The organism is Streptomyces sp. P5F9, assembly GCF_057961495.1.
Genome location: NZ_JBXVPZ010001047.1, coordinates 1 through 612 on the forward strand (window position 1 = coordinate 1; position 612 = coordinate 612).

General features: G+C 72.4%; 1 protein-coding gene. It reads right to left on the reverse strand.

Features of this window, described 5'->3' with window-relative positions:
• A partial coding sequence (locus AC31A1_RS52325; RefSeq protein ID WP_489660063.1) for an AMP-binding enzyme occupies positions 1 to 612 on the reverse strand: 612 nt, incomplete at both ends.

The window sequence follows — 612 nt, forward strand, 5'->3', positions numbered from 1 at the left end:
CCACACCGGATCGGAGCACCGGACCCCCTCCCTCCTGAGCCCCGCCCGATGGATCTTGTTGGTCGCGGTCACCGGCATCCGCTCCACCACCCGCACGAACCGGGGTGCCATCTTCGTCCCCAGATCGGGCTGGGCCAGGAGGAACTCCGCGAAGTCGAGGGGGTCGAAGTGCCCGGCGATCGTGGCCATGACCTGGTCGCCGGTCACCGGGTCCGGTACCGCGTAGACCGCCACGGCGTCGGCGCCCTCGTAGCGGGCGAGGATGTTCTCGATCATCGCGGCGGCGAGGTTCTCGCTGTCGACGCGGAGGCGGTCGTCGGTGCGGCCGGCGAAGTAGAGGTAGCCGTCGGTGTCGCGGTAGAAGAGGTCGCCGGTCCAGTACCAGCCCGCCCGTCGTCGCTCGGCGTCCGCCTCCGGGTTGCGCCAGTAGCCCTCGAAGGGGTTGGCGCCGCGGTTCACCAACTCCCCTATCGCCTCTTCCCCGTTGAGCAGCCGGCCGGCCGAGTCGAAAGCGGCGGGCGGGCATTCGGCGCACGTCCCGGGATCGAGGACGGCGAGCCCGGGCGCCGCCCGCCCGACCGCCCCGGCCGGTGTCCCCGGCGACCACTGCAC